Annotated in this window: 24 protein-coding genes and 1 tRNA gene; 15 read left to right on the top strand and 10 right to left on the bottom strand. The window is 42.9% G+C overall.

Annotation, left to right across the window (positions count from 1 at the left end; translation table 11 throughout):
• Window positions 1-63 precede the first annotated feature (63 nt).
• From D2V05_RS00660 to D2V05_RS00635, 6 genes are read left to right on the top strand one after another with little or no spacing between them, the layout of a single operon-like run.
• Window positions 64-492, top strand: a complete 429-nt coding sequence (locus tag D2V05_RS00660; RefSeq protein WP_119645706.1) for a DUF2147 domain-containing protein — start codon at window positions 64-66, stop codon at window positions 490-492.
• The gene (locus tag D2V05_RS00655) at window positions 477-1,829 is read left to right on the top strand and encodes a TolC family protein (protein WP_119645704.1); all 1,353 of its coding nucleotides are present in this window, start codon (window positions 477-479) and stop codon (window positions 1,827-1,829) included. Before D2V05_RS00660 ends, D2V05_RS00655 begins: the two co-directional genes overlap by 16 nt.
• Entirely contained in the window at window positions 1,819-2,925 is a 1,107-nt protein-coding gene (locus D2V05_RS00650) for an efflux RND transporter periplasmic adaptor subunit (RefSeq protein ID WP_183114759.1), read from the top strand. The genes D2V05_RS00655 and D2V05_RS00650 overlap by 11 nt, the downstream gene beginning before the upstream one ends.
• Window positions 2,922-4,169 (top strand): ABC transporter permease, encoded by a 1,248-nt coding sequence (locus tag D2V05_RS00645; protein ID WP_183114758.1) that lies wholly within the window; start codon window positions 2,922-2,924, stop codon window positions 4,167-4,169. The genes D2V05_RS00650 and D2V05_RS00645 overlap by 4 nt, the downstream gene beginning before the upstream one ends.
• A gap of 4 nt (window positions 4,170-4,173) precedes the next feature.
• Window positions 4,174-4,854, top strand: coding sequence for an ABC transporter ATP-binding protein (locus D2V05_RS00640; protein ID WP_119645700.1), 681 nt, complete (start codon window positions 4,174-4,176; stop codon window positions 4,852-4,854).
• 6 nt (window positions 4,855-4,860) lie between these two features.
• Window positions 4,861-5,742 (top strand): DUF6268 family outer membrane beta-barrel protein, encoded by an 882-nt coding sequence (locus D2V05_RS00635; RefSeq protein ID WP_147378199.1) that lies wholly within the window; start codon window positions 4,861-4,863, stop codon window positions 5,740-5,742.
• Between the two features lie 194 nt (window positions 5,743-5,936).
• Here D2V05_RS00635 and D2V05_RS00630 read toward each other — a convergent pair whose 3' ends face one another.
• The 4 genes from D2V05_RS00630 to D2V05_RS00615 all read right to left on the bottom strand — a co-directional run bounded on the left by D2V05_RS00630 (window position 5,937) and on the right by D2V05_RS00615 (window position 9,068).
• Window positions 5,937-6,698, bottom strand: a complete 762-nt coding sequence (locus D2V05_RS00630; protein ID WP_119645696.1) for a hypothetical protein — start codon at window positions 6,696-6,698, stop codon at window positions 5,937-5,939.
• A 3-nt stretch (window positions 6,699-6,701) separates the two neighbouring features.
• Complete coding sequence (locus D2V05_RS00625) at window positions 6,702-7,145, bottom strand: DUF6515 family protein (protein ID WP_119645694.1); 444 nt, start codon at window positions 7,143-7,145, stop codon at window positions 6,702-6,704.
• 144 nt (window positions 7,146-7,289) lie between these two features.
• Entirely contained in the window at window positions 7,290-8,054 is a 765-nt protein-coding gene (locus tag D2V05_RS00620; protein WP_119645692.1) for a LytR/AlgR family response regulator transcription factor, read from the bottom strand.
• 3 nt (window positions 8,055-8,057) lie between these two features.
• A complete protein-coding gene (locus D2V05_RS00615; protein WP_183114757.1) occupies window positions 8,058-9,068 on the bottom strand; it encodes a sensor histidine kinase in 1,011 nt (336 codons plus the stop codon).
• A gap of 266 nt (window positions 9,069-9,334) precedes the next feature.
• Here D2V05_RS00615 and D2V05_RS00610 point away from each other — a divergent pair, with 266 nt between their 5' ends.
• The 6 genes from D2V05_RS00610 to D2V05_RS00585 all read left to right on the top strand — a co-directional run bounded on the left by D2V05_RS00610 (window position 9,335) and on the right by D2V05_RS00585 (window position 13,968).
• Window positions 9,335-9,976: a porin family protein gene (locus D2V05_RS00610; RefSeq protein ID WP_119645688.1), complete on the top strand. Its 642-nt coding sequence runs from the start codon at window positions 9,335-9,337 to the stop codon at window positions 9,974-9,976.
• Between the two features lie 104 nt (window positions 9,977-10,080).
• Window positions 10,081-10,164 (top strand) — tRNA-Leu (locus tag D2V05_RS00605).
• A 155-nt stretch (window positions 10,165-10,319) separates the two neighbouring features.
• Entirely contained in the window at window positions 10,320-11,219 is a 900-nt protein-coding gene (locus tag D2V05_RS00600; protein ID WP_119645686.1) for a MerR family transcriptional regulator, read from the top strand.
• A 3-nt stretch (window positions 11,220-11,222) separates the two neighbouring features.
• A complete protein-coding gene (locus D2V05_RS00595) occupies window positions 11,223-12,683 on the top strand; it encodes a phytoene desaturase family protein (protein WP_119645684.1) in 1,461 nt (486 codons plus the stop codon).
• The gene (locus tag D2V05_RS00590) at window positions 12,680-13,522 is read left to right on the top strand and encodes a phytoene/squalene synthase family protein (protein WP_119645682.1); all 843 of its coding nucleotides are present in this window, start codon (window positions 12,680-12,682) and stop codon (window positions 13,520-13,522) included. Before D2V05_RS00595 ends, D2V05_RS00590 begins: the two co-directional genes overlap by 4 nt.
• Window positions 13,519-13,968, top strand: coding sequence for a sterol desaturase family protein (locus D2V05_RS00585; RefSeq protein WP_119645680.1), 450 nt, complete (start codon window positions 13,519-13,521; stop codon window positions 13,966-13,968). The genes D2V05_RS00590 and D2V05_RS00585 overlap by 4 nt, the downstream gene beginning before the upstream one ends.
• Before the next feature lie 3 nt (window positions 13,969-13,971).
• On the opposite strand, the gene D2V05_RS00580 is transcribed toward D2V05_RS00585, so the two are convergent.
• The 6 genes from D2V05_RS00580 to D2V05_RS00555 form a co-directional block, all read right to left on the bottom strand.
• Complete coding sequence (locus D2V05_RS00580) at window positions 13,972-14,538, bottom strand: TlpA family protein disulfide reductase (RefSeq protein ID WP_119645678.1); 567 nt, start codon at window positions 14,536-14,538, stop codon at window positions 13,972-13,974.
• A 6-nt stretch (window positions 14,539-14,544) separates the two neighbouring features.
• Window positions 14,545-15,105: a TlpA family protein disulfide reductase gene (locus D2V05_RS00575; protein WP_119642105.1), complete on the bottom strand. Its 561-nt coding sequence runs from the start codon at window positions 15,103-15,105 to the stop codon at window positions 14,545-14,547.
• Between the two features lie 81 nt (window positions 15,106-15,186).
• Window positions 15,187-17,457, bottom strand: coding sequence for an aconitate hydratase (locus tag D2V05_RS00570; protein ID WP_119645675.1), 2,271 nt, complete (start codon window positions 17,455-17,457; stop codon window positions 15,187-15,189).
• Between the two features lie 102 nt (window positions 17,458-17,559).
• A complete protein-coding gene (locus tag D2V05_RS00565; protein WP_119645673.1) occupies window positions 17,560-18,513 on the bottom strand; it encodes an AAA family ATPase in 954 nt (317 codons plus the stop codon).
• Window positions 18,514-18,517: 4 nt separating this feature from the next.
• Window positions 18,518-19,918, bottom strand: a complete 1,401-nt coding sequence (locus D2V05_RS00560; protein ID WP_119645671.1) for a peptidylprolyl isomerase — start codon at window positions 19,916-19,918, stop codon at window positions 18,518-18,520.
• Window positions 19,911-20,783: a peptidyl-prolyl cis-trans isomerase gene (locus D2V05_RS00555; protein WP_183114756.1), complete on the bottom strand. Its 873-nt coding sequence runs from the start codon at window positions 20,781-20,783 to the stop codon at window positions 19,911-19,913. The genes D2V05_RS00560 and D2V05_RS00555 overlap by 8 nt, the downstream gene beginning before the upstream one ends.
• 115 nt (window positions 20,784-20,898) lie before the next feature.
• Between D2V05_RS00555 and D2V05_RS00550 the strand changes: the two genes are divergently transcribed.
• Genes D2V05_RS00550 through D2V05_RS00540 form a run of 3 tightly spaced genes read left to right on the top strand, consistent with a single transcriptional unit; the run spans window position 20,899 to window position 22,757 of the window.
• Window positions 20,899-21,354, top strand: a complete 456-nt coding sequence (locus tag D2V05_RS00550; RefSeq protein WP_119645666.1) for an SRPBCC family protein — start codon at window positions 20,899-20,901, stop codon at window positions 21,352-21,354.
• Window positions 21,355-21,356: 2 nt separating this feature from the next.
• A complete protein-coding gene (locus D2V05_RS00545) occupies window positions 21,357-21,614 on the top strand; it encodes a hypothetical protein (RefSeq protein WP_119642099.1) in 258 nt (85 codons plus the stop codon).
• Between the two features lie 51 nt (window positions 21,615-21,665).
• Complete coding sequence (locus D2V05_RS00540; RefSeq protein ID WP_235855348.1) at window positions 21,666-22,757, top strand: serine hydrolase; 1,092 nt, start codon at window positions 21,666-21,668, stop codon at window positions 22,755-22,757.
• Window positions 22,758-22,817 lie beyond the last annotated feature (60 nt).

The raw sequence follows: 22,817 nt of genomic DNA, 5'->3' as shown, positions 1-22,817 counted from the left end.
CCACCTATTCCAACCATAATGCCTTGACCAATTTTGCCCCTGTATCAATCAAAAAGAGTAATCATGAGATCATTGATGGCGTTGGCTTTTTTCTGTTTGTTGCTATTGAAAACCCATGGGCAAACCAAAAGCACGGATATCACGGGAACGTGGTTGAACGATAAGAAGGATGCCCATGTAGAAATTTATCAAAAAGGTGGCAATTTCTTCGGGAAAATTGTTTGGTTGAAGGAACCCAATACACCCAATGGAGAGCCCAAAACGGACCGAAACAATCCAACCAAATCCTTACGGACCAGAGAAATAATGGGTATTGACATCATATCAGACCTGTCTTTTGACGGTAAAACTTGGGAAGATGGCAAAGTGTACCTACCCAAAAAAGGTAAAGAAGCCGATTGTAGTGCGGAGCTGTCCGAAGACCACAATAGTTTAGCGCTCCATATTACCAAACTCTGGTTTTCTACCAGCGTAACATGGACAAGATTATAATGAAGGTGGCGAGATTGCTATGGATTTTGATGTTCTTGGTATGTTCCAAAAACCTGTTTGCCCAACAGGATCCCAACACTATTGTATTGTTCAATGTGAACGAGGCCATTGCATATGGCAAAAAGTACAATATAGATAGAAACATCCAAGAGCTTCAACAAGATAGGGCCCGCGCGGAACACAAACTATCAAAAAGCTATCTTCTACCCACAATTTTAGGGAGCTTTACCGCCCAAAACAACCTGAACTTGGCCACTACTCCTATTCCGGGGGAGTTGGTGGGACAGCCTGGTACACTGGTCAATGTTCAATTTGGGCAGGAATACAACTACAATGCGGGTATCACCATCACGCAAACGGTGCTGGATTGGCAAAACAGTATCAAGGCCAGAATTGCCAAGGTAGGCAAAGAGATCACTCAAGTGCAATCAAGTCTTTTTGATGAGAAACTCATGGAGCAGATCGCTTTGTTCTACTATAATGCCATCATAGCCCAAAAAGCACTGGAAATCAATAAAAAAGACCAATCGCTGGCCGATAGTATCCGCACATTGACCCAAGATAAGTTCAACAATGGATTGATCGACAAATCATCACTGAATCAGGCAATCATCAACGTTAACAATATTGAGCAAAGTGTACTCGCCAACCATAGTTCGTTGGAGCAGTCCCTCAACCAGTTGAAAAACTTGCTCGGGTTGCCAGCAGATTCAAATATAGAACTGCAAGAAGTCGAAAAAACTGAAGAACAGGGATTTCCCATATCTGAAACATTGGCCATGGACAAAAACATTCTGTTGTATGAACACCAACTGGAACAAGCACGATTGGATGTAAAACAGCAAAGGGCCCTACATTATCCTAAGCTTTCCCTAAACGCCTATTTTGGGCAGCAACAATTCCAGAACGATTTTACCTTCTCCTTGGATGGTGAGGCATGGACAGATTATAGCTATGTGGGTCTCAACCTTTCAGTACCCATTTTTACAGGTCTTGCCAACCATAATAAAACCAAGGTTTCCAAAATTGAGTACGGTATCGCCCAAAAAAACCTGGAACAGCAGAAGCAGCAATCTGCATTACAGGATGACCTGCTATTGAAAGAGTATGACATAAGCCTTCAAGCCTCGACCACCGCCTATGATAATTTCATGTTGTACCAAGACAATGTGGATTTGACCTTTCAGAAGTTGCAACAGGGAATCATTGGGCTCGATGCCTATTTCAAGGTTTTTGAAGACTATCTAAGAGCCGAGAACAACTATTTGAACACACTCTCAAACGTGTACGGCAATTATGCAACCATCCTTTCCAGAAAAAACGACAATGAACTATAAAACCATATACAAAATCTTGCTGGGCTTCAGCTTTTCATTCCTTATTGGTTGTGGCAAAAACAATACCACTACCCCAATGAAAAGGGATATCATCGATGTGGTCTTCGCCAGTGGCTACTTGGCCAAAACCAACGAGTATACCGTTACAGCCAATACCGAAGGGTTTCTCAACCTCAGCTTGGTGAAGGAAGGGGACGAAGTCAAAGTCGGTAATGATCTGTTCCAATTGTCCAATGGTGTACAATCCAATCAACTGGACAATGCCTTGGTGAACTACCAAGATGCGGTGACCAAGGCAAAACCAGATTCTCCTCAAATTGCACAATTACAGCTTCAAATTGAACAGGCAGAGACCCAATTGGAACTGGACCGTAAAAACCTAGATCGTTACAGTGCACTCCTCCAAACAAATGCCGTATCCCAATTGGATTTTGACAAAGTCAAGGTACAGTTCGAAAATTCCAAGGCCCATGTGGAAATCTTAAAAAAATCACTGTCCGACCTTCAACAATCATTGCAGGTGAATTTGGCGAATGCCAAGAGCCAGTTAAGAATCCAACAAGAGAACAACGACGATTACTTTATCAAATCCCAAATTTCGGGCACTGTATTGAATGTGTACAAAGAACAGGGAGAGCTTGTAAAACGAGGGGAAAGCATCGCAAAAATTGGCGGTGGCGGAAACATCCTCAAACTGTTTGTGGCCGAAGAAGATATTTCAAGAATTGCTTTGGGCCAACGGGCAAAAATATCCCTGAACACGGAAAAAGATGCCACTTTTGATGCCGTGATCACAAAGATCTATCCCGCCTTTGACGAGAAAGAGCAATCCTTTGTGGTTGAGGCCACCTTTACCAATGCACCGACTTCCATGTATGCAGGGACACAACTACAGGCCAATATTGTGATCGCCGACATTAAAAATGCACTGGTCATCCCAACTGATTATTTGGTGAAGGAAGACATAGTGATTTTGGAGAAGGACAAAAAGGAAGTACCAATCAAAATCGGCATCAAAACCAGTGAATGGGTACAGGTTCTGGAAGGTTTGGATGAATCCACACGTATCATCACCCCAAAAAAGGAGAAGGAATGATCGTGAACAAAACCAATTACAAGATTGCCAACGCCCATTTGACCTCTCGGTTAAAGCAAACCTTGGTGGCCATCTTGAGTGTGACCTTTGGCATTTCCATGTACATTTTCATGAACAGTTTTATGACCGGGGTGAATGACACACAGACAGGTCTCGCATTCAGCACCCTGGCCCATATCAGGATTTACAATGACATCCCCAAGGACAACACCAACTTGTTTGCCAGTCGGGTGGACAAAAACACCTTGGTCAACATTAGAAATCCCAAAGTGATCCAGTACACCGAAGGCATCAAAAATTCGGACAAAATATTGAATCTATTAGATTCCGTTCCAGAGATCAGTGGGGTCACCCCTCAATTGAACATCAATGTATTCTTCAGGAACGGTGCCACCAAAGTCAATGGGATGCTGTCGGGTATCGACGTGGTCAATGAGGACCAACTTTTTGGAACCGCACAATATGTTGTTGAAGGTGATTGGATGGACTTGAACCGAAGGAGCGACGGTATTCTTTTGGGCAGTGGACTGGCCAAAAAATTAAGTCTTCACCTCAACGATAATGTTGTAGTGACCACAGAGGAAGGCATCACTAAAAATTACAAGGTCATCGGCATCGTGGAAACCACCTTGGCCAGTGTGGACAATGCCAAAGCCTATATCCGTATTGGGTTTGCGCGACAGCTGATTTCCAAAAACATGGGGTATGTCACTGATATCCAAGTTAATTTGAAAGACTACAACAAAACAGTGGAGCTCTCCGAGCGACTTGGTAAGATGACACCCTATAAAGTGGAACCCTGGCAAGAGGCCAACGGACAATTGGAGGCCGCCAACAAACTTCGGAACATTATTGCCGTGGCCGTATCCCTGACCATACTCATTGTGGCCGGATTTGGCATCTACAACATTATGAACATGACAGTGAACGAGAAGATTAGGGAGATTGCCATTCTCAAGGCCATGGGATTTGATGGGAAGGACATCATCCAGATATTCCTTACTCAATCCGTGATCATCGGTATTTTGGGAGGTGTTGTCGGTATCATACTCGGGTATTTGGTCTCTTTATTGGTCAACCACATCCCTTTCAAGATTGCCTCATTGGAAACTTTGCCCATAACCTATAGAACCAAAGATTACATCATGGCCTTTGTATTTGGCCTGATCACCACTTTTGTGGCAGGTTATCTTCCATCCAGAAAGGCATCACAAGTAGATCCTGTTGAAATCATTAGAGGTTAAAAGGATGGAAAACTTAGCATTATCCGTCAAGGAACTGAACAAATATTTTTATGACCCACAGACCTTTCATGTGTTGAAGGATATCTCTTTCGACATTAAAAAAGGGGAGTTTTTGGCACTTACGGGCAAGTCCGGTTCCGGTAAATCTACCTTGCTTTATATTCTTTCCACTATGGATACGGCCTATGAAGGCTCCCTGACCATCAATGGTACAACGCTAACAGGCAAGGCCCAGAATGAACTGGCCGCTTTTCGGAACGAGCATATCGGCTTTGTTTTCCAGTTCCATTATCTGCTACCTGAGTTTTCCGCATTGGACAATGTGATGCTCCCAGCATTAAAATTGGAGAAAAAAACCATGGAGGAAATCGAGGAAAAGGCGATGGCCAACCTTAAACTCTTGGGGCTGGAAGATCAGGCATTGAAACCCGCCAACAAACTTTCGGGCGGACAGCAGCAACGGGTGGCCATTGCCAGGGCACTCATCAACGAACCGACCATTATTATGGGCGATGAACCCACTGGAAACCTGGATTCCAAAAACACCCAGATCGTATTCGACATTTTCAGGGAATTGGCCGTGGAAAGGGGCCAGACCATCATCGCCGTGACACACGATGATGATTTTGCCGCCAATTGTGACAGGGTCTTGGAACTGATGGACGGAAAATTGATCCACCAATAAAAAAGCATGAACAGAAATCTATACCGTAGCCTCGTTATAATACTCCTATCCTTTTCATCATTGAAAAGCTTTGGTCAAGAAAAATCCCCATTCTACATCAAATATAGCCATACCCCTATTGAAGAAGTGGACGGTGGTCATATTTCCCAACTGGAAGCACAACTATTGCTACCCATACACAGAGGAAAAACATTCAGCTTAGCCACTGGAATAACCCCCGAAGTGATGTATTTGGAAAACTTTCCGATGGATATTGGCAATAGGTTATATGGATTGGGAATCCCTATTGGCGGAAAACTGAAACTGAACGACAGGGATGAGATGTTCTTGGCCACCAAGATGGTATTGAGTAGTGATTTGGAGGATATCTCCGCTGAGGATTTCACATTTGCAGTGGGCATTGGCTTACATCGAAAGTTCTCGGAAAAATTAACCTTAGGATTGGGATTGGGATATTCCCACCAATTTTTTGGCGACCAGCTTATCCCTCTTTTTGATTTTGACTATCAGATCAGTGAAAAGTTACATTTTTATGGAAGGTTCCCCATACAGGGTACCTTGGCTTGGAACATGGGAGGAAGGAGCACCTCTGGATTGGAATGGAACCTAGGTGCTGACAGCTATCGGCTATCCGAAGAAACCCATAATAGTGAATACCTCCAATACCGTCATTTTAATGGTACAGTTTTTTATAGCCACAGGCTTTACAAGAATTGGCATATGAAACTATCCGGGGGTATTGCAGGTCAAAAATTCCAATGGTTCAACGATTCGGATTCCGGAGGATGGACCATTGTGACGATTCCCCTGTCCGACCAACCGGAACCCATTGAGGAATTACAGAATAATGGGCCCTTTGTTCAAATAGGTTTCCTGTACTCTTTTTAGGGTTTTCTATATTATTTCAACAAGCATTTTTTTAGGTTAGTGATGTTTGTAAGAGCCTTGGGATATTTTTCCCAGGGCTTTTTTTATGGACTGGCAGTTTTCATTACATCTGCATCCACCCTATAAAAAATCCCGGATACTGCATGCAACACTATCCGGGATCGGGGGCAATTGGGGGGAATACAATCGTTATATCAGTCTTCAGAAATACTAATGTTGTTCAAATCGACATAGAATACCTCTCCACTGTCAAACTCTACCCGAGCTTCATCCTCATCAACAAACTCCACAGTGCCTTTATAGGTATAGGTGACGTTGGAGTAACTATACGTCTGCACCAATGAAAAAGTGGCGGTTCCATTATATATCTTATTCGATTCCTTGGATACCAAAACCCCATCAATATCGCTCTCAAAAGTGAATCTATACGTTTCACCATTATAATTGGATTCCCATTCACCTTCACGCTGATAACTTCCCTCATAATTTTCATCGGCGCTGGTATCTTCCAAACCTGTAATGTCAAAACTCAAATCAATGTCATGATCGTAGGTATATCTGAGTGATTTCATGTTCTGCGTTGCGGAGAGTTCATAATCTACTGCCATATCAGGTTCACAGGACCACATATATTCCTCCTGATAGTTGTATTCATAGCTGATATAGCCAGTAATGGTCTCGTCGTAAAAAGAATCGCTTTCTTGGTACAACACATCGCAATCACTATTTTCTTGAATTTCGTTACTGGCCTTGTTCATATTGGCCACCAAGCCATAGGTTGCATAGGAAAGTGAGACGGCTACCGCTTCTTCTGCATCTTCATAGGCATAATACCGAGTTATCACGATGATTTCATCATCGTCATCACAACTCTGTAAGAGAGCTAATGCTCCCAAGAGCATGGACATCAATATCAAAAACAAAACTCTTTTCATCATCATCTTTTTGGTTTCCATTTATTATTGTTTTGTATAACCCACTACTTCATATTTCACCAAATTCTCCACGAGGATTCTTTTATAAATCACCTCTCCATATTCGAAATACTCCCTGTCATCTATAATGGTCACTCTTGCACCTTCGGGCAGGCTGGGCACTATGGTGCCAACAGGTGGCACAACCACTTTATACGACTCCGATTGTTCAATCCTTACATAAAACACACCATCTGAATAGTAGTAGGGATTGCCTGCGTAATAAACGGGTGTGTAATATCTGGGAAGAGGAACCGGTGCCACCACAACTGGACGGGCCACAGGATATACATAGGGCCTTACCACGGGTCGTCTTACTACCGTTACCGCTGGCCTACGCACCACTACCTGTGCACTCAGTTCAGAAGTAAGTGCAAAAAACAAAAGGGGGACCACCCACAATTTTGATGTTTGAATGATTTTTTTCATAACGCTACTTTTTAAAGTTCAGTAGCAATATTACCCTAGGTCTTCATACTGAATTGTCCATAATCAATGCAAGTGGACAAATCCAATGCTGAAGTAACATTATGGGTCCCCGAAGTTTTTAAGATTATCCCTAAAGGAGAAGTATTATCGCTCTTTGAGCCAGCCCAAGAAGACCGGGCTTCTCTTTTTGCTTACCAGCAATGGTGTTGGAACATCCACCAACATATTCACACACATCTTTCTGGAAACATAGGATTCCACCGAACTTATGGCACTGTACGAAATGATATATTGCCTATTGGCCCTAAAGAACATTTTGGGATCCAACAATTGTTCCAACTGCTCCAAGGTATAGGGCAGTGTATAACTTTTGCCAGACGAGGTGTACAATTTTGTAATGCCGTTTTCGGTATAAAAAAAGGCAATGTCCACCACCCCGATCGGAATCATCTTATCCTGGAAGGAAATCAAAAAATTGGATCGGTATGTCTGCAGTTGACCTCGCACTTTCTGCAAGAGTTGCTGCAGATGTGGATTGTTCCTTGCAAAATGGTCGTTCAACAACTGGTACCTTTTTAGGCTTTTAGAAAGCTTGTCCTCGTTGATGGGTTTCAGCAGATAATCAATGCCATTGGCCTCAAATGCCCTTATGGCATATTCGTCATAGGCCGTGCAGAATATTACGGGACAGCTAACATCCGCTTTTTTTAAGAGCTCAAAACTGAGACCGTCCGCCAGTTGAATATCGCTTAAGATCAAATCGGGTTGTCCGTTTTTTCGAAACCATTCCGTTCCCTCAGAAATGCTGTCCACAATATCCAAAACCTTCAAATCCATATTTAGGTTATGGATAGTTTCTTCCAAATCCTTGGCCGTAGCCGGTTCGTCCTCTATGATCAAAATATCCATGGCCTATATCAATAATGGTAATAAAACTTTGAACTTATTGTTGTCTTCCTTGATCAATATCTCCTTTTGGGCAAGCAGCCAATATTGTTCTTCCATACTTCCCAAACCGAAACCGTGGGAGGTTTCCAAGGACACCTTAGGTTGTACTTGGTTGCTCACTATGATCATTTGGTTATCCACGCCGATCTCAATATCCAAGGGTTTGGTCTTTGATACGATGTTATGCTTCACCGCATTTTCCAAGAGCAGTTGCAAGGTCAAGGGAGGTATTCTTGTATTGATATACTTTTCAGGGATGTTTACTTTAACCCGAATGTTGTTCTTGAACCGGACCTTCAGCAGAAAAATGTAGGCGTCAATAAAATCGAGTTCTTCTTTTAGACTGACCGTTTGATGCTCCCGATGTTGTAACAGATAGCGATACACCTCCGATAGTCGTATCACAAAATTTACCGCTCCGTTGCTATCCCTTTTGATGACGGATATGAGTGAATTGAGCGAATTGAACAAAAAATGAGGGCTCATCTGCTCCTTCAGGGAAGACAGGTTGGCTTCCAATTGTTTCTGTTTCAACTGTTCGATTACCAAGGCATTTCTTTGCTTCTCCCGGATTACATCCAAGTAATTGACCACAAAAGAAATGAGTGCACCCAACATCAATCCCCTAAAAAGAATTAGAAGGAAATATCGGAGGCTTCCCGAATCCATAATGGGTTTTATTGAAAATCCAATCAAGGAGGTGAAAAAAAAGTTCAGGACAAAGGCAAAGACAATGGTAATGGAAGTACAAAATGCAAAATAAGTACCCCGCCCTTTGGAGAGGTTAAAATATCTGCTTTCCAAAACCCGATGGAAAATATACCATGAAAGCAAGGTAATGATAAGATTATAGGAAATCGATCTCAAGAACAGGTTTACTTCATCCGTGGAAAAATGAAGCAGTATGGGCAATGAACCCAATACTGATAAAATTACCGAAAACGGAATCCCTATGCCCCAATTCACCTTTTTCATCGGGCAAAAGTATTGGACATGCCGTGCACTGCTACATACATATATCCCCAAACAGAAAATATTCAGGGTGAAGTAACCTATTTCCCCGTTGAGGCAATACAACCCAAAACCGAGGGTCGGGAAAACAAATATTAAGGACATTTATCTAAGCGGGGTATTTGGTTTCTTCACCCACCAATACAGACGTTTCATTCCTTTTTGAAATCTTGGGACAAAACTCAGGGAATACTTTCGCCATACGTAATTCATCAATTTAAATATCGAACATGAGAAGAATCTTGCTTTTGGCCTTTGTGGCCATCACATTTGGGGCCAGTGCCCAGGAAAATTCCGGTTATTATCCCATTTACAGTATCCACGACCCACATTTTGGAATCACGTTTGGGCCCCAGGTCACCAGCTTCCATAACGACCCTTATGATTCCGAGTTCCAATTTGGTTTCTTCATCGGCGGATCCCTGAGCTTGCCCCTCAGCAAACGCATTGGTCTGGAACCCCAACTCCTTTATTCCAGAAAAGGTGGTAAAGGGGACTATTACATCAACAACTACTATGACGGCACCATCAGGTTTAAATTGCAATACATTGAAACCCCACTATTGCTGAACATCCATACCAGAAGTGTTGTGGATATTGTTATGGGAGGATATGCAGGGTTTTTATTGGATAGTAATTTTGATTACAGTACCCCTTACTACTATGGCTATGGCGAATTGGACAATGACCAATTTGAAAAAGTAGACTTTGGCCTGATAGGCGGCATAGGGATAAACCTGCCCAACGGAAAGATCGTGTTCAAATACAACTATGGGTTGAGCGATGTGGCCAAAGAAGGCAATGCCTATCTATTTTTGGAAGGGGCAAAGAACCATGGGTTTTCCTTCTCCTATATCGGTTATCTGAAGTAAACTTAAAAACCGAGTTTGTAGTCCATCGATTTGTGCAAAACAATTATATTTGCAAACCAAAAGTTAAGTGCTTTGCTTAACTTTTTTTGTTTAAATCCATGAAGGCCCACGTGGTGAAATTGGTAGACACGCCATCTTGAGGGGGTGGTGTTCGTAAGGACGTGCTGGTTCGAATCCAGTCGTGGGCACAAAACCGCAAATTGTTGCGGTTTTTTTGTTTATGGATATTCCTTAATACATCCACGAAAACCTAGGCCTTTTAGAAATCCTTTCAAATTTTAAGATAAAAAAATAGGTTGGCATCGTTTAAATTGTAAATTTGTTTAACGTTTACTTAAAAAAGATGAACAACGTAAAAAAATCTTTCAGTATTCGGGATATGGAAAACCTGTCGGGCATCAAGGCCCATACGATTCGAATCTGGGAAAAGCGATATAACCTGTTCAGCCCGGAAAGGACCGATACGAACATCCGCACCTATAATGTGGTAAGCCTTCAAAAGTTGCTGAACGTGACCATGCTCTACAACAATGGGTACAAAATTTCCAAGATTGCCAAATTGGATGACACCAAGATACCTGTTTTGGTCAGGGATATCGTTGCCAAGAACAGCGAAAAGAGCCATGCATTGAATTCCCTTAAACTGGCCATGCTCAATTTTGATCAATCGCTTTTTCTGCAAACCTATAACAGTCTTTTAAAGGAAAGATCCTTTACCCAAATCTTCAATGAGGTATTTATCCCTTTTTTGAACGAGCTCGGATTGCTCTGGCAGACCAACACCATAAGTCCAGCGCATGAGCATTTCATTTCAAACTTGATCAAACAAAAAATATACATACACACCGATAAGCTCCAAATGGAAGAACCAACACAAAAAGACAAGGTATTTGTGCTTTTTCTTCCAGAGAACGAAATCCATGAAATTGGGTTGTTGTATATCAATTACGAGCTTGCGAACAAAGGATACAAGACTATTTACCTTGGCCAGACCATGCCCGTGGAAAGCTTGGTGGACCTACTCAAATATTACAGCAACATCAGGTTCGTTTCCTATTTTACAGTAGCCCCGATGTTGAATGAACTGGAGGACTACTTTAACCGCTTCAAAGAGGTATTGGACATGTCACCCGGGTCCAAACTGTATGTGTTGGGCCATCAGATTCAACAAGTGTCCGAAAACAAACTGCCGAGCAGTGTTAAAATATTCAGTTCCATTCACCAACTACTTGAAACCGTCTAAACAATGAAAAAAGCCATCGTCATCGGTTCCGGTTTCTCTTCCCTCTCCGCCTCTTGCTATTTGGCCAAGGCGGGGTTTGAGGTCGAAATATTTGAAAAGAACGATACCGTTGGCGGTCGGGCCAGACAATTGGTAAAAAACGGGTTTACTTTTGATATTGGTCCCAGTTGGTACTGGATGCCCGATATCTTCGATAAGTTTTTCAACGACTTCGGCAAAAAAACTTCCGATTACTACCATCTGGATAAACTCAACCCAGCCTATAAAATATTCTTTGAGGACGATACCCTCACTATTGGGGACTGTATGGACACCATTTGTGAGGAATTTGAGCGCATTGAATCAGGAAGCAGTGAGCATCTTAGAAGCTTTATCGGGCAGGCACAGGAAAACTATGATATTGCCATCAACAAGGTAGTACTCCGTCCAGGCCTATCCCCTTTGGAACTGGTGACCAAGGAAACTGTTCTTCGGGTAGACCAGTTTTTCAAGACCATCAGTCAAGAGGTACGTAAGCGGTTCAAAAATCCAAAACTGGTCTCCACTTTGGAGTTCCCTGTACTTTTTTTGGGTGCCAAGCCGAGCAATACACCATCGTTCTACAACTTCATGAACTTTGCCGACTTTGGTTTGGGCACCTGGCATCCCAGAGGTGGCATGTACGAAATCATCAAGGCCATGAAAAGTCTTGCAGAGGAATTGGGAGTAAAAATCCACACCCAAAGCCCTGTTACCCATATTTTGGTTTCTGAAGGGGAAGTGATCGGCATCCGTAGCCAAGGAAAGAACCAGATTTCCGATTACGTGATCAGTGGTGCGGATTACCATCATTCCGAAACCCTGTTGGATCAAAAATACCGTCAATATTCCGAAGAATACTGGGAGAACAAGACTTATGCGCCTTCCTCGCTGCTGTTCTATATCGGCTTCAACAAAAAGTTGGAAAACATTGAACACCACAACCTGTTCTTTGATACCGATTTTGAAAAACATGCGCAGGAAATCTATGATAATCCCCAATGGCCGAGCAACCCGTTGTTCTACGCCAATTTTCCTTCGGTAACGGATGGTTCCATGGCTCCCAAGGACAGTGAAACCGGATTTTTCCTGGTTCCTATTGCACCCGGATTGGAGGACACACCTGAATTAAGAAACCAATATTTCGACATAGTGATGGACAGATTTGAAAAACTTACCCATCAACAGATTAAAAATGCCATTGTTTTTAAGGAGAGTTTCTGTGTAAACGATTTTGTGGAACAGTACAATTCTTATAAGGGTAACGCTTACGGTCTTGCCAATACATTGCGGCAGACCGCCTTTTTACGACCTAACCTAAAAAGTAGTAAGGTAAAGAACCTGTTCTTTACCGGTCAGCTCACCGTTCCGGGACCAGGAGTGCCACCATCCCTGATTTCTGGTAAACTGGTGGCCGATCTAATCACCAAAGAAGTAAAAAGATGAAAAGCATTTTTGACGAAGTATCGTACCACTGTAGTAAAATCGTGACCCGGTCTTACAGTACCTCTTTTGCCTTGGCCACTAAAATGTTGGCCCCCTCCATCAGAACGGATATCTACAACATTTATGGTTTTGTAAGGTTTGCCGATGAAATTGTGGACACCTTCCACGATTACGACAAAGAACTCTTGTTCGAAAATTTTGAAAAGGATATGGAAGAGGCGCTTGAGAAAAAAATCAGCCTGAACCCTATATTGAATTCGTTCCAGCATACCTATCATAAATATGGTATTCCCCATCATTTGGTAACAGCTTTCATGAAGAGCATGCGGATGGACCTCAACAAGAAAAACTACGAAACCTTTGACGAATACCGGGAATACATTTATGGCTCCGCCGATGTGGTAGGGTTAATGTGCCTCTGTGTTTTCGTGAACGGTGACAAAGAAAAATACGAAGAGTTGAAGGAGTCTGCCATGGCCTTGGGGTCGGCCTTTCAAAAAGTGAACTTTTTAAGGGATTTGAAGGCGGATTATGAAGAATTGAACCGTACCTATTTCCCCAACACCAATCTTTTGGAACTGGATGAGGACTCCAAGAAAAGAATCGTCAACGAAATCAAGGCCGACTTTGCCCTGGGGTATTCCGGAATCATCAAATTGCCGGAACAGGCAAAATTTGGTGTCTATACAGCCTACCGCTACTACAAGAAATTGTTGCACAAGTTGCAGGGCACACCTCCCCTAGAAATCAAAAATGCACGCATACGTGTGCCCAATTATCAAAAATTCGGACTTTTGGCCCAATCTTACCTCAATTATAAATTACAACTGGTACAATGAAAGTAGCGCTCTGGATCTTCATCTTTTTGGCGATGTTCTGTTTCATGGAATTTATGGCGTGGTTCACCCATAAATACGTGATGCATGGTTTTTTGTGGAGCCTACACAAGGATCATCACAAAAAGGACCACGATTCTTGGTTTGAACGCAACGATGCTTTTTTCCTGTTCTACGCCGTGGTGAGTATGACCCTTTTCTTTTTGGGCAATTACACTTCTTTTTGGTATGGTTGGCCCCTAGGATTTGGGATTTTGGCTTACGGTATCGCCTATTTTTTGGTACATGATATCTTTATCCATCAACGGTTCAAAATCTTGAGGAACGCCAATAACTGGTACGCCCGTGGGGTACGTAGGGCCCATAAAATGCACCATAAACATCTGGATAAGGAAGATGGGGAATGTTTTGGAATGCTCTTGGTTCCTTTTAAGTATTTTAAAAAATAACCGTTATTCCAAGATAAGTTCGTCCAACAAGGTGCGGGTACTTTCGGAGCTCCAATTGGCCGCTCCCCTTTCATCTACCACAATTTTCCCCGATTTGCTGATGATATAGGTAGCCGGAATGGTGCTGCTCTCTAGTTCTGATGGAGCACTGGACGCTTGAAGGTAAACAGGCAGTTGATATCCTTTTTTCTTTAGAAAAGCTTCCACTTTTTCCTTGTCATCATTGGCCACAAAAGCAAAAACCACCTTGTCCTTATAATCGGCATACAGATCCGCAAATTTGGGAAGTTCTGCCACACAAGGAGGACACCAGGTTGCCCAAACGTTCACTACAGCCACTTTGCCCTTCGCCGATTGAAAATCCATTTGTTTGCCATCCATATTCACCAAATTCCAATGATAGTTTTCCAGAGTAATCTGTTCATCATCCTCTACCGTATCTGCACTAATGACTTCGGCCATAACCTTGCTTACCCATACGCGAACATGGAACCCGACAGGGGTAAACAGAATCAACACCAGGGCCAATATCCAAATGGCATTGCCAATCTGTTCTTTGGTAATCTTCATATGAAATTATTCGGCTATCAGTTCATCCAATAATTTGTACACCTTTTGTGTACCCCAATCCGCTATCCCTTCTTTATGCACCACTATGTTCCCCGACTTATCTATCAAATAAGAGGAGGGCACCTTACTGGAATCAATGGGCATTTTCTCGCCAATGATCAAATAGGTAACGGGAAAAGTAAACTTGTGCTCGGCCATAAAAGCTTCCACCGGTGGGCGGTTTTCATTAGTGATGATATAGAAATCCATTTTGTCCTTATACTTGTCATATAACCGCTGAATGCTTGCAAGTTCCGCTTCGGAAGGCAATTTCCAGGAAGCCCAAAGGTTAATAAAGACCACCCTTCCCTTGGATTTTTCAAAATTGAAGAAGTTCCATTCTTCATCCTTCAGTTTCCAGTCATAATCGGTAATCTTCTGTCTATCCGCTTGTTCGATGACAGGAGGTGAAAATGAAAAAATACGGTTCAAGAATATTTTTCCATAATAACCGATCGGTGTCACAAAAAAGGAAAGCACCAAAAGAATCAATACAATATTGAAAACGGTCTTTTTACTGATCTTCATGAAAAGGATATTTCGTAAAAATTAAAAACTCCTGATATCGAAAATGATACCAGGAGTTTAAAGAATTATATTAGATACAAATTATGCATTCTCCTTCTTGATCAGGTTCAATGCAGAACCTTCTTTGAACCATGCAATCTGTGCGTTATTATACGAATGATTGGCAATGATGGTATCCTTGCTGCCATCGGCATGTACCACTTCAATGGTCAAAGGCTTGTCCGGAGCAAATTGATCAATGTCTAAAAAGTTGAAGGTATCGTCCTCTTGGATAAGATCATAATCGTTCTCATTGGCAAAGGTCAAGGCCAACATCCCTTGTTTCTTCAAGTTGGTCTCGTGGATCCTTGCGAACGATTTTACCAAAACAGCCGCAACTCCCAAATGACGTGGTTGCATGGCCGCGTGCTCCCTTGAAGAACCTTCACCGTAGTTGTGGTCTCCCACAACAATGGTCTTGATACCAGCTTTTTTATATTCACGTTGGGTATCGGGCACTCCACCATATTCGCCCGTCAATTGATTCTTGACAAAATTGGTTTTCTTATTGAAGGCATTTACGGCACCGATTAAGGTGTTATTGGCAATATTGTCCAAATGCCCCCTAAAACGCAGCCATGGTCCAGCCATAGAAATATGGTCCGTGGTACATTTCCCAAAAGCCTTGATCAACAGTTTCATGCCTTTCAAACTTTCAGGTTTGATAGGTTCAAATGGGGCCAAAAGTTGCAAACGCTCAGAATCTGGGGCAACTTTTACCTCAACACTGCTACCATCTTCCTTAGGAGCAATATAACCGGCATCCTCCACGGCAAAACCTTCAGGTGGAAGCTCATAACCTCTTGGTTCGTCCAACATCACTTCTTCCCCGTCCTCGTTCAACAACTTATCGGTCATAGGGTTAAAATCCAAACGCCCTGCAATGGCAATGGCCGTCACCAACTCAGGTGAGCCTACAAATGCCAAGGTATTGGGGTTACCATCCGCTCTCTTCGCAAAGTTTCTGTTGAAGGAGTGAACGATGGTATTTCGTGGTCCGTCCGATGCTTTGTCTCCGTAACGATCCCACATACCGATACAGGGTCCACAGGCATTGGCAAATACCGTTGCACCAATATTGTTGAAGGTATCGATAAATCCATCCCTTTCGATGGTATAGCGCACCTGTTCAGATCCTGGGGTAATCGTAAATTGTGATTTGGTCTTCAAGTGTTTGTCGGCCACTTGTTTTGCCAAGGAAGCCGCCCTTGAAATATCTTCGTATGATGAATTGGTACAAGAACCTATCAACCCTACCTCAACGTTCAATGGCCAGTCATTGGCTTTGGCAGCCTCACCCATTTTGGAGATAGGAGTAGCCAAATCCGGAGTGAAAGGTCCATTCAAATGTGGTTCCAAAATATCCAGATCAATCTCGATTACTTGATCAAAATACTGCTCTGGATTGGCATAGACCTCAGGGTCTGCGGTCAAGTGCTCCCTTACTTCCAATGCTGCATCGGCAACGTCGGCACGGTTGGTAGCCCGTAAGTATCGATCCATGGATTCGTCATACCCGAACGTTGAAGTGGTGGCACCTACTTCGGCACCCATGTTGCAGATGGTTCCTTTACCAGTACATGACATGGAAGTGGCACCTTCACCAAAATATTCAATGATGGCTCCTGTTCCCCCTTTTACGGTAAGAATATCGGCCACTTTCAAGATCACATCTTTTGGAGCGGTCCATCCGGAAAGTTTTCCTTTCAACTTCACCCCTATCAATTTCGGGAATTTCAATTCCCAAGCCATACCGGACATCACATCCACGGCGTCGGCACCACCAACACCAATGGCGACCATACCCAATCCACCGGCATTTACCGTGTGGGAATCGGTACCGATCATCATCCCTCCTGGGAAGGCATAGTTTTCCAAAACCACTTGGTGGATGATCCCAGCTCCCGGTTTCCAGAAACCGATACCGTACTTATTGGAAACGGATTCCAAAAAATCGAAAACCTCATTACTGGTCTGGTTTGCCCTTTTCAAATCGGCTTCAGCACCAACCTTGGCCTGGATCAAGTGGTCACAGTGCACGGTAGTAGGTACCGCAACCTTGGGTTTTCCAGCGTGCATGAATTGCAACAATGCCATTTGTGCGGTCGCATCCTGACAGGCTACCCTATCCGGTGCAAAATCAACATAATCTTTTCCTCTGGTAAATTTATTGGTGGGTGTTCCATCCCATAAGTGAGAGTACAATATTTTTTCTGCAAGGGTCAATGGTTTACCTACCAGTTCACGGGCCTTATCCACACGTTCCCCCATGGAAGCGTAGACACCCTTAATCATGTCTATATCAAATGCCATTCTACAATTGAGTTTTAAGATTTTAGTAATTCGGTAAATTTACTAAATAACGAAGGATTTTGGAATTAGAATTGCGCTAAATAAATATCTATGATTTGATATTTATAACAATTCGGAGATAATTCTTTCCTCTGAGACGCCCTCAGCCTCAGCTTTGTAGTTTTTCAAGATCCTGTGTCTCAAAATCCCCAAGGATACCGCTTTCACGTCCTCGATGTCCGGGGAGAACTTGCCGTGGATCGCTGCATTGGCCTTTGCGGCCAAAACCAGGTTCTGCGAAGCTCTTGGCCCCGCTCCCCAATCCACGTAGTTATTGACAAAATCCAAGGAGTTTTCCATGCCAGGCCTTGTCCTGTTCACCAATCTTACCGCATAATCGATTACGTTGTCCGGTACGGGAATCCTCCTAATCAGATGCTGGATCTCAATGATCTCATCGGCATTGAAAAGGGTATTGATCTTCACCTCTTCATCGGTGGTGGTCGATTTTACGACCTGTATCTCTTCTTCTATGGAGGGATATTTCAATTCTATGGCAAACATAAAACGATCCAACTGTGCCTCTGGCAAAGGGTAGGTGCCCTCTTGTTCAATGGGATTTTGTGTGGCCAACACGAAATAAGGTCTGTTGAGCTTATACTGCTTTCCCGCTATGGTCACCGCTCTTTCTTGCATGGCCTCCAAAAGTGCCGCTTGGGTTTTGGGAGGTGTTCGGTTGATTTCATCCGCCAAGATGATATTCCCGAAAACAGGTCCCATGATAAACTTAAAGTTTCGGTTCTGGTCCAATACCTCACTACCCAAAATATCACTGGGCATCAAATCCGGGGTAAACTGAATACGCTTAAAATCTAGTCCAAGCGTTTGTGCGATAGTGTTGACCATCAATGTTTTGGCCAAGCCTGGAACACCTATCAAAAGGGAGTGGCCTCCTGTATATATGGATAAAAGAATTTGTTCAATCACCTTTTCTTGGCCCACAATGACCTTGGCGATCTCCTTTTTAAGTTCTTGGTGCTTTTTTACCAGGTTTTCTACCGCAGTTACGTCCGACATTGGCTTACTCCTTTACCCAATTGTTTGCAAAATCGCAATCCCTGTTGTCAACGTTCACGTGGATATACGTATCCTCTATATGTTCGTCCATCCACTTTTTGATGGCCTTAAACTGTTTTTCCCTTAGGGCCAGTTCTTGAATCTTTAAATAATCCTTGGCAAAATCTGCCTTGTGCTCATCAAAGCGATTGGAAATTTTCATGATCTTGAATTTGGGAGGACCTCCCCTTGGGTCATCTTCCCGAATCGGTCTGGAAATCTCACCATCCTTTATGTTCCTGACTTGATTGTACAAGGTTGGGTCCATTTTGGTCAGTTCAAATCGGGAATCAAAGTTGATCGGGTTTCTCAATAGACCTCCATCGAACTTGGTCTCCTTTTCATCGGAAAAATTGAGGGCTGCATCCGCAAAGGTATACTTACCATCCAAAATTTGCTGGCGGATGGTATCTAACTCCTTGACCGCATCATTAACGGCACTTTGTGGTACCTCGGGAATCATTAAAATATGCCTCAAATCGATTTCCTGCCCTCTTATTTTTTCAATATAGATGATGTGGTACCCATAAACAGTCTCAAATGGCTCGGAAATTTCACCCTCCTGAAGACTGAAGGCCACATCTTTGAACTCCTTTACAAACGGGGTTTCCTTCGTCATACTATAGAATCCACCATTGGCCCTGGACTCATCATCACGGGTGTACAGGATGGCCTTTACCTTAAAGCTGGCACCATTTTCCTCTACATCCTGTTTGATTTCCTTTAACTGCTGAATTACTTTTTGCTTCTCTTCTTCAGGAGCCTTGGGCGACTTCACAATCTGGGCAATTTCCAGTTCGGCACCAAATACAGGACGGTCCTCTTCCGGAATGTTATAGAAAAACTGACGCACTTCCTCAGGGGTTACCTCTATTTCCCCAACAATCTTACTCTGCATCTTTTCCGATAGCATACGTAATTTATTGATCTCAAAAAGTTCGGTACGGAAACTTTCTACATCAGGTTTTTTGTAAAACCTCAACAATTTTTCCATGGAACCAAGCTGTGCCACGAATTGTTGAATCTGCCGATCGCTTTGGGCATTTACCATATCATCAGAGACCAATAAACTATCCTGTACGGCTTGATGGGCGTACAATCTGTCCTCCATAAGCTTACCCAAAAGTCCGCAACGGGTAATATCTTGGGTCGATGCGCCTTGGTTCTTAAGGTCGATCAAGGTTTTATCGATATCCGATTCCAAGATCACGTAATCCCCGATTACGGCGGCAATACCATCCAACTTTACTTTGGTGGTAGAACTTGTGGTATCCTTAACACCCAAAGCCTCATCTGTATCCTGCGCCTTAGCAGTAAACGCCGATAGGAAAACAAGGGCCAAAAGCCCTTTCATCAATTTACTCATAAACCTCAAATTCTTTCTTCTTGATTGCTTCATCTATAATCTCGGTTTCCAATTTTTTTACATAATTCAAGCGTCTACGGTTCAGGATCAATTGCCTGATTTCCGGTTCCACATATTCAAAAGGTGCTGTATCGTTGACCTCCAACACGTTGGTGACCATGCCCAAATATACCTCTATGGAATCTTGTAGCTCAAAAAATTGTGATTTTTTTAAGTAGTTGCCTTCATTTGAGGCAGTAAGGGGCGGTATTTCCTCCACAACCCTAGTTGAACTCACCCAAATGGAGTCATTAAAGTGAATTTTTTTGAACTGTACCGCAATGGAATCCAAGTATTGTTTGTCACCATCCTTCCAACTCCGGATTTTTGCCTTTACACCATCCTTATCCAAAAACTGTGCGGGCATACCCACAAAACGGAGTTGCACGAGCTTTTCGTTAAGCTTGAAATTTTCCTTTTCCCGTTCATAATAATCCTCAAGTTGTGCCTTGGTCACGGAAGTATCTTTGGCCTGCAAAACCAAAGCTTCAATATAGGCCCGGGTATATAGATCGGCCCTGTAATCGGATACCAAACGGTCAAACTCTGCCAACTTTTCCTCTGGCAGGTTGATTTTCGATTTGGACAACAACAATTGTTTGGAAGCCCAATTGTTAACATAATTGGTTACGAACAAAGCACTGTCCTGGGGAGTCATATCATCACTGATCAGCGAGGCTATATCGTCTTTGTAAAGGTAAACATCCCCTACCCTTGCCAATGGTTCCCGTTCTACTTCTTTATTAAAAAGGCCTTCACAGGAAGAAACCAACAGTGCACCCAAAGTGCAAAAGAGGAAAAGGCTATTTTTTTGGAGCTTAAGCATTTCGCAAAAATAACAATTACAAAATCCCTTACAAGTAAGTAGCATTCCCATTAACAGATTTTTATTAGACCCTCTACCTACCGAGAATTTGTTACATTAGTGTAAAACCAACCAAATGAAGTATACAACCGAAATTTTGGTGGATCTCCCCAGGGACAAATTCATCAAGATTATGGAAAATCCAGAGAACATGAAGCATTGGCAAAAGGGACTTGTAAGTTATGAGCAACTTTCCAAAAACCCAGGACAGGAAGGGGCACAAATGAGCCTTACCTATAAAATGGGCAATAGGGAAATGGACTTGATCGAAACCATCATCAAAAAAAATCTACCCGAAGAAATGCACGCCACCTATGATGCCAAAGGAGTCCAAAACCTACAAAAAAACTACTACAGGGACGAGGATGGTAAGACCCGTTGGATTACGGAATCTGATTTTCAGTTTTCAGGTTTTGGGATGAAGTTGATGGGTTTTTTGATGCCCGGGGCCTTCAAAAAACAGACATTGATTTATATGCAGGATTTTAAGAAATTTGCCGAAGAAGGAATTTCCGCAACCGATTCATACTAACCATGGAAAAAATTTTGGACCGTAAGATTAAGATCATTTGGGACTTTAGGGGACCCAATGCAGCACGTACTGCCGAACATTACCTAAAACACCTTGAGGAATTTGTGGTTGTGGAGGAACTCAAGTTCGACCTCTCGGGGGTGGAACATTTTGGTCCTACCCACAGCATCGCCTTTTTGGTCGTTGCCGAATTTGAACTGAAAGAGGTCAAGGATATCCTAAAACCACACAGGGGCCAAGTATATACCGGAGACCTTTAACCCAAGCCTATGTGGACGAGGATTGCACTAACCACGGCGACACTTTTAACGATGTCCTGTAAGGAGGTAAGTGATAAAAATCCCTTGGGGCATGCCCTTGCCTCTGAAAACCCATTGATCAAGACCGTGATGGACCATTTAAAGGAACATGAGGTCCAGATTCGTTATACCCAAATAGACAGACGGAACGACAGTATTGTCTTTACTGATTTTGATTTTCAGGTTGATGCGGAAAATTATTTCTATCCTGCCAGTACGGCCAAATTTCCTGCAGCGGTGGCCACTTTGGAAAAACTCAATGAAATTGATTCCCTTGACCTGAACACACGATTTTATGTGGAGGGAGATTCCGTGGAGACTACTTTTGCCAAATGCATTTCCGAGATTTTTGCTGTTTCTGACAATGCTGCCAATAACAGATTGGTGGAATTTTTAGGACAGGATGACCTGAATCGGCGCATGCTCAGAAGAGGGGTCTCACCCATCCGGATTGCCCATAGACTGTCGGCACCAAATGCCGATGATGTGACCACGAAACCTTTGGTCATCTATCTGAACGACTCTACAACAGCGGTAACAGAATCTATCATAAACACTCCCGCAAAGCCTTTACAACTAAAGCATCTTAAAAAGGGAAGGGCTTTTTATGCCGATGATTCCCTGCAGATGGGACCTTTTGACTTTTCCCTCAAAAACTATTATCCCATACAGGCACAATCAGCTTTGCTGAAGCGAACCATATTTCCTGAGGCTTTCCCAAAAGAGGAGCGGTTCAATTTGAGTCAAACACAGCGTGATTTTTTGTTGGAGGCCATGCATACCCTGCCACTGCAATTAGGATATGACCCAGAGGAATTTTACGATAGCTATGTGAAGTTTTTCATGTTCGGGGATAGTACCGACCCAATGCCCAATCATATCAAAATCTACAACAAAGTGGGCTATGCGTATGGCACCCTTACGGATTGTGCTTACATACAAGACACCCAAAACCAAGTGGATTTCATGATCGTTGCCACCATTTTGGTAAACAGCGATGGTATTTTTAATGATGATGCCTATGAATATGATGAAGTGGGCATCCCTTTTCTAGCCCAACTGGGAAGGGAATTATATCAATACGAACTACAGCGAAAAAGGTAGCCACTACCAAATCAAAAAATAATAGGATGAAAAATGGGACATTGCTAAGGAGCCGAATTC

The organism is Flagellimonas pelagia, assembly GCF_003584135.1.
GTDB lineage: Bacteria > Bacteroidota > Bacteroidia > Flavobacteriales > Flavobacteriaceae > Flagellimonas > Flagellimonas pelagia.
This window is presented reverse-complemented; position numbering and strand designations above follow the sequence as displayed.

Bases quoted from the DNA above. Each gene is read 5' to 3' on its own strand.
- D2V05_RS00540 (WP_235855348.1), top strand. From the start codon at position 21,666: ATGTCCTGTAAGGAGGTAAGTGATAAAAATCCCTTGGGGCATGCCCTT.
- D2V05_RS00645 (WP_183114758.1), top strand. From the start codon at position 2,922: ATGATCGTGAACAAAACCAATTACAAGATTGCCAACGCCCATTTGACC.
- D2V05_RS00655 (WP_119645704.1), top strand. From the start codon at position 477: ATGGACAAGATTATAATGAAGGTGGCGAGATTGCTATGGATTTTGATG.
- D2V05_RS00635 (WP_147378199.1), top strand. From the start codon at position 4,861: ATGAACAGAAATCTATACCGTAGCCTCGTTATAATACTCCTATCCTTT.
- D2V05_RS00640 (WP_119645700.1), top strand. From the start codon at position 4,174: ATGGAAAACTTAGCATTATCCGTCAAGGAACTGAACAAATATTTTTAT.
- D2V05_RS00585 (WP_119645680.1), top strand. From the start codon at position 13,519: ATGAAAGTAGCGCTCTGGATCTTCATCTTTTTGGCGATGTTCTGTTTC.
- D2V05_RS00595 (WP_119645684.1), top strand. From the start codon at position 11,223: ATGAAAAAAGCCATCGTCATCGGTTCCGGTTTCTCTTCCCTCTCCGCC.
- D2V05_RS00625 (WP_119645694.1), bottom strand. From the start codon at position 7,145: ATGAAAAAAATCATTCAAACATCAAAATTGTGGGTGGTCCCCCTTTTG.
- D2V05_RS00570 (WP_119645675.1), bottom strand. From the start codon at position 17,457: ATGGCATTTGATATAGACATGATTAAGGGTGTCTACGCTTCCATGGGG.
- D2V05_RS00555 (WP_183114756.1), bottom strand. From the start codon at position 20,783: ATGCTTAAGCTCCAAAAAAATAGCCTTTTCCTCTTTTGCACTTTGGGT.
- D2V05_RS00620 (WP_119645692.1), bottom strand. From the start codon at position 8,054: ATGGATATTTTGATCATAGAGGACGAACCGGCTACGGCCAAGGATTTG.
- D2V05_RS00615 (WP_183114757.1), bottom strand. From the start codon at position 9,068: ATGAAAAAGGTGAATTGGGGCATAGGGATTCCGTTTTCGGTAATTTTA.
- D2V05_RS00580 (WP_119645678.1), bottom strand. From the start codon at position 14,538: ATGAAGATTACCAAAGAACAGATTGGCAATGCCATTTGGATATTGGCC.
- D2V05_RS00660 (WP_119645706.1), top strand. From the start codon at position 64: ATGAGATCATTGATGGCGTTGGCTTTTTTCTGTTTGTTGCTATTGAAA.
- D2V05_RS00590 (WP_119645682.1), top strand. From the start codon at position 12,680: ATGAAAAGCATTTTTGACGAAGTATCGTACCACTGTAGTAAAATCGTG.
- D2V05_RS00650 (WP_183114759.1), top strand. From the start codon at position 1,819: ATGAACTATAAAACCATATACAAAATCTTGCTGGGCTTCAGCTTTTCA.
- D2V05_RS00630 (WP_119645696.1), bottom strand. From the start codon at position 6,698: ATGGAAACCAAAAAGATGATGATGAAAAGAGTTTTGTTTTTGATATTG.
- D2V05_RS00575 (WP_119642105.1), bottom strand. From the start codon at position 15,105: ATGAAGATCAGTAAAAAGACCGTTTTCAATATTGTATTGATTCTTTTG.
- D2V05_RS00600 (WP_119645686.1), top strand. From the start codon at position 10,320: ATGAACAACGTAAAAAAATCTTTCAGTATTCGGGATATGGAAAACCTG.
- D2V05_RS00610 (WP_119645688.1), top strand. From the start codon at position 9,335: ATGAGAAGAATCTTGCTTTTGGCCTTTGTGGCCATCACATTTGGGGCC.
- D2V05_RS00565 (WP_119645673.1), bottom strand. From the start codon at position 18,513: ATGTCGGACGTAACTGCGGTAGAAAACCTGGTAAAAAAGCACCAAGAA.
- D2V05_RS00550 (WP_119645666.1), top strand. From the start codon at position 20,899: ATGAAGTATACAACCGAAATTTTGGTGGATCTCCCCAGGGACAAATTC.
- D2V05_RS00560 (WP_119645671.1), bottom strand. From the start codon at position 19,918: ATGAGTAAATTGATGAAAGGGCTTTTGGCCCTTGTTTTCCTATCGGCG.
- D2V05_RS00545 (WP_119642099.1), top strand. From the start codon at position 21,357: ATGGAAAAAATTTTGGACCGTAAGATTAAGATCATTTGGGACTTTAGG.